Origin of the sequence: Pseudomonas sp. CFII68, assembly GCF_000416195.1 — a bacterium.
Taxonomy (GTDB): Bacteria; Pseudomonadota; Gammaproteobacteria; order Pseudomonadales; family Pseudomonadaceae; genus Aquipseudomonas; species Aquipseudomonas kilonensis.
In genome coordinates this window covers 1-3,604 of sequence record NZ_ATLN01000110.1, presented here as the reverse complement: position 1 = coordinate 3,604, position 3,604 = coordinate 1, and the positions used below count along the sequence as shown (strand labels likewise).

Annotated in this window: 2 protein-coding genes; both read left to right on the top strand. The window is 52.1% G+C overall.

Annotated elements, in window-relative coordinates:
* Positions 1–404: hypothetical protein (locus CFII68_RS07690; protein ID WP_018610819.1), on the top strand; the 404-nt coding region annotated here is incomplete at its 5' end.
* Between the two features lie 40 nt (positions 405–444).
* On the top strand, positions 445–3,339 hold the full coding sequence (locus CFII68_RS07695; protein WP_018610818.1) for a hypothetical protein: 2,895 nt from the start codon (positions 445–447) through the stop codon (positions 3,337–3,339).
* The last annotated feature ends 265 nt before the right edge of the window (positions 3,340–3,604 follow it).

Genomic DNA, 3,604 nt, shown 5'->3' with positions numbered 1-3,604 from the left:
CCGTCGATACGATCGTGGTGACCAACCCCCGGACGGGGTTGAGTGAAACGACGAGAGTGTTGGTACTGCATCGTGCGCCAACGATTGAAGTGGTGATCAATGATGCGGTGAGTTTGCCGGAGAACCAGCTCCAATTGTCGATCATGGGGGAGGACGGCCCCATCAACCCCGGTGATTGGGGCGAGGAATGGCAGGTATTGCTGGGCAGCGGCTCGGCGCAAATGAATGCCGCCAGCGGTGTGCTGACGTTGAACCCTGCCGGGCCGGACAAGTTTGTGGTCATTACTGTCCTGGTGCCCCCTGCAAGACCAGGAGGGGCTTCGGAGGACGGTTACATCGTCCTGCCGTTACCGTTATTCAGCGTGCCCGAAACGATCCGGATGTTCCGTGCCGATGGTCAGTAAGGTGTCAGTCGCTAATGCGAAGAATAGTTGGAGAATGATCATGTCGAATTCACTGCAAAATTTGCTGAATCGTATGCAGGGGCGCTCTATCACTCACCAGTGGGGAGCAATCGTTGCATTCAGTCGTGAGCAACTCAATCGCTTGCTGGAAGTGCAATATTTAACCTGGTTGCACGACGGACGCTTCATCCCGCCAATCAACGGTGTGGCGTATATCGACGATCGAACGGAGTCGATGACGTTGGATGGCGTACTTCTGGGCAAGCCAGTGCTGTCGTTCGAAACGGCGTCGCTGAACGAGTCCAAGGTGACCTTGACCATGAACCTGGTAGCGGGCACCTATACCGCCAAGAGTCACCCCGTTGGCGGTGGCGCGGTCCGCTTGCTTTCCAGCTTCACTATTACTGAAGCGATGGGCTACAAAGTCCAGATGAAGCTCAGCCTGAACCAGATTGAAGGAGAAGTGGATAAACGGGGGCGGGTGACGCTGGATGTGGCGAGCGACCTGTCGATGACTTGCAACCTGGGAGGAATGCCCGGGGTCGACAAACACTTGGCGGCATTAATTCAAAGCCGCTTGGCTGTGCTGCCGCAGGATCAGCGTATTTTTGAGCTGGGGTTGTTTGACTTCAGTGGTTACAACCCTTTGAGCCCAACGGGATTTTACATTCGTACGCAGAAGGCCCCGGGTTCCGATGACCCGGCTGACGGCGCGGTGTTGCTGTTTATTCGGCTGAAAATCCACGATGAAAATGGAGCGGGAATTCCTATCGAAGGCAGCGACTTCCCTTATCTGATCCCGGACGACAAGGTGGGTGGGCGACGTCTGTATTCGGCTTCATTGGTGCTGAACAGCGAATGGATTGAATTGCTCGACGAAGTGCAGCTTGACGTACTGAAGAACCTGCTTTTTCCAAGCGATAACTTCTTCATCGAAAGTCAGAATGGACGGCATACACCTCATGATTTATTGGTGCTGGGTAATATTGGACCGAAGTCCGATACGGTGACCGTCGAACCGGCGTTCATCAGCCTGAAGAGCGGTGGTTTGCCCCAGGCGTTTGTCGCGCGCAAGAGCGACGGATCGAGCATTAACGCTCAATGGACTGTAACCAACCCCCTTAGTCCGCTTTCGGTTGGCACTATCACGACGGGTGGGGTTTATACGCCGCCGAACCGAACCCGAATGGGGAAAGAACAACAGCCCATCGTAGTAACCGCTCAATACACGATGGGGGGCAAATCGCAGACAAGCTCAGCACTGGTGCTGGGTGTTTTCGAAAGTATGAACATTACACCGCGGGTTTGCTTGCGCGGGGTTGGCAGTAATCCAACCCCCGTTGAGTTAACTGTGACGACCCTGGGTAATGGGAGCCTACGCTGGCCCACACTTTCTCCGAATGAAGGGATGCTCGATGTCATCGATAACAATCACGCGATCTACACACCGCCTACTAGTCTGACCGACCCGTTGGCGGTGCAGAGAATCATCGTGACTGATCAGCAGAGTAACGAGACGATTGAAGCAACAGTTGTGTTGATGAGAGCAGCGCACACGCTGCCGGTAGATCCGCCCTATGTCGCGGCGGTAACGGCTGGCGATCCGATCCAGTTGTACGCTGATTTGGAACCTGATGATGAGGTTCGCTGGGTGGTTATCGGTGAAGGGGACGTGGATGACAATGGCGTGTTTACACCACCGACCCAGCCCACATCCCGAATCAGTGTGGTGAGGTGTTCCTATCTGGTGAATGGTTCGGCCAGGTCCAGCGGTCTCAGCGTTATCCAGCTCTCCGAACAAGTGCAACCAGAACCGCATTGGCGAGAGCTTGGAGAGTTTTCAATCGCCGTCAATAACGGTCTGGACACTTGTTTCAGCAATGGTTTTCAACAGATTCCCGTCACCGTGACCATTGCAACGCAGTCAGTCACCGTTGGTGGTGCGGAGCTATACATTCCCGTGAGTGATGCCGAGTTGGCTACGCTCAGGTTGGTCGATAAAATAACCAACAATGCGATCCCTTTTATACCGGTAGGCCAAGAAGGTATTGAATATGGCAAAGACACTCGATGGGCCGTGAGCAAAATAAAAAACCGCTTCAGGTTTTTTTCGGCCACTGCAACGCGAACCTATCCACTGGCACCGCCGACGCCAAAAAATAATGGCGTACGTTATCGTGAACTCTATCTACATCTTGCCTACGAAGGTAGCCGGACCTTTTATGCACAGTTTGATTCGCCTTACGGTACGCAAAACTCAACTGATGAGAAAACTGAAAATTTTGAGGTGACGGTGCAAGGTGTCCGTCCCGCGACTCCGTCGTTATCTAACTATGAGTTTAAACGTGAGCGCAAATGGCAAGATGAGGATGGGCATGATGAACCTCCCAGCAATGCGCATCCGGAATGGGATTATTTTAGCTACTATCGTCAGTCGATTGATTACTGGTATTTAAGCTATTTACGGCGTGGCATCGATTCAGTTCTTTTCGCCACTTTATCCATTGAAAATAATATTTCAACCATGCAATGGGAAAGTGAGCTGATCGATGAAACCTTTTTTAGTTACACCGGCTATGCTTTCAATCCTGCCAATTTTGAAAATAGCGACAGCCCCGTGCCCGAAGGTTTGTCTTTTGATCCCTATTTGTGGGGGTTGATGAGGAACTACCAGAAAAATCTCAAGACTTCGTTTGACGGCGAACGCCCGGCGCAAGGTGAGTTGATTATTAGTTTGCATCGGACGGATGATGTGAATTATTGGTATGACGGGCTGGCGAGTGGCGATAAGCGAAAAATGTATCGCCAGCAATTGGACCCCAGTGTTTATCTTATATTGCTCGACGAAGAAGGGAATCGACATTCCCTGACCGTTGGGTTTGACTCGTCATCCAATGAGAATAGCCGTAATAGGTTGATGCTGAGTCGGAGATGATCAGGGCAGGATGTTGCGTCTTTGAACGACTAAACAGGCATTCGCATATTATGGCCAATGTATTCCATTGTATGTTTTCGAGTGTCTGGAGATGTTGAGTCTTTATCTTTGAGGATAGGTAGCATGACCACTTCCAGTGTCGTACATTCCCAAGCCTTCGGCTTCATGAGCTACGTACAAGGCGGTGTTGACCCGCGCACCGGGCAATACACCGTTTCCATCGACCTGCCCGAAGTCCAAAGTAACTGGCTGTGCGGCCCGGCCT

Excerpts from the sequence above, each read along its gene's own strand:
- CFII68_RS07695 (WP_018610818.1), top strand. The coding sequence starts at position 445 with ATGTCGAATTCACTGCAAAATTTGCTGAATCGTATGCAGGGGCGCTCT.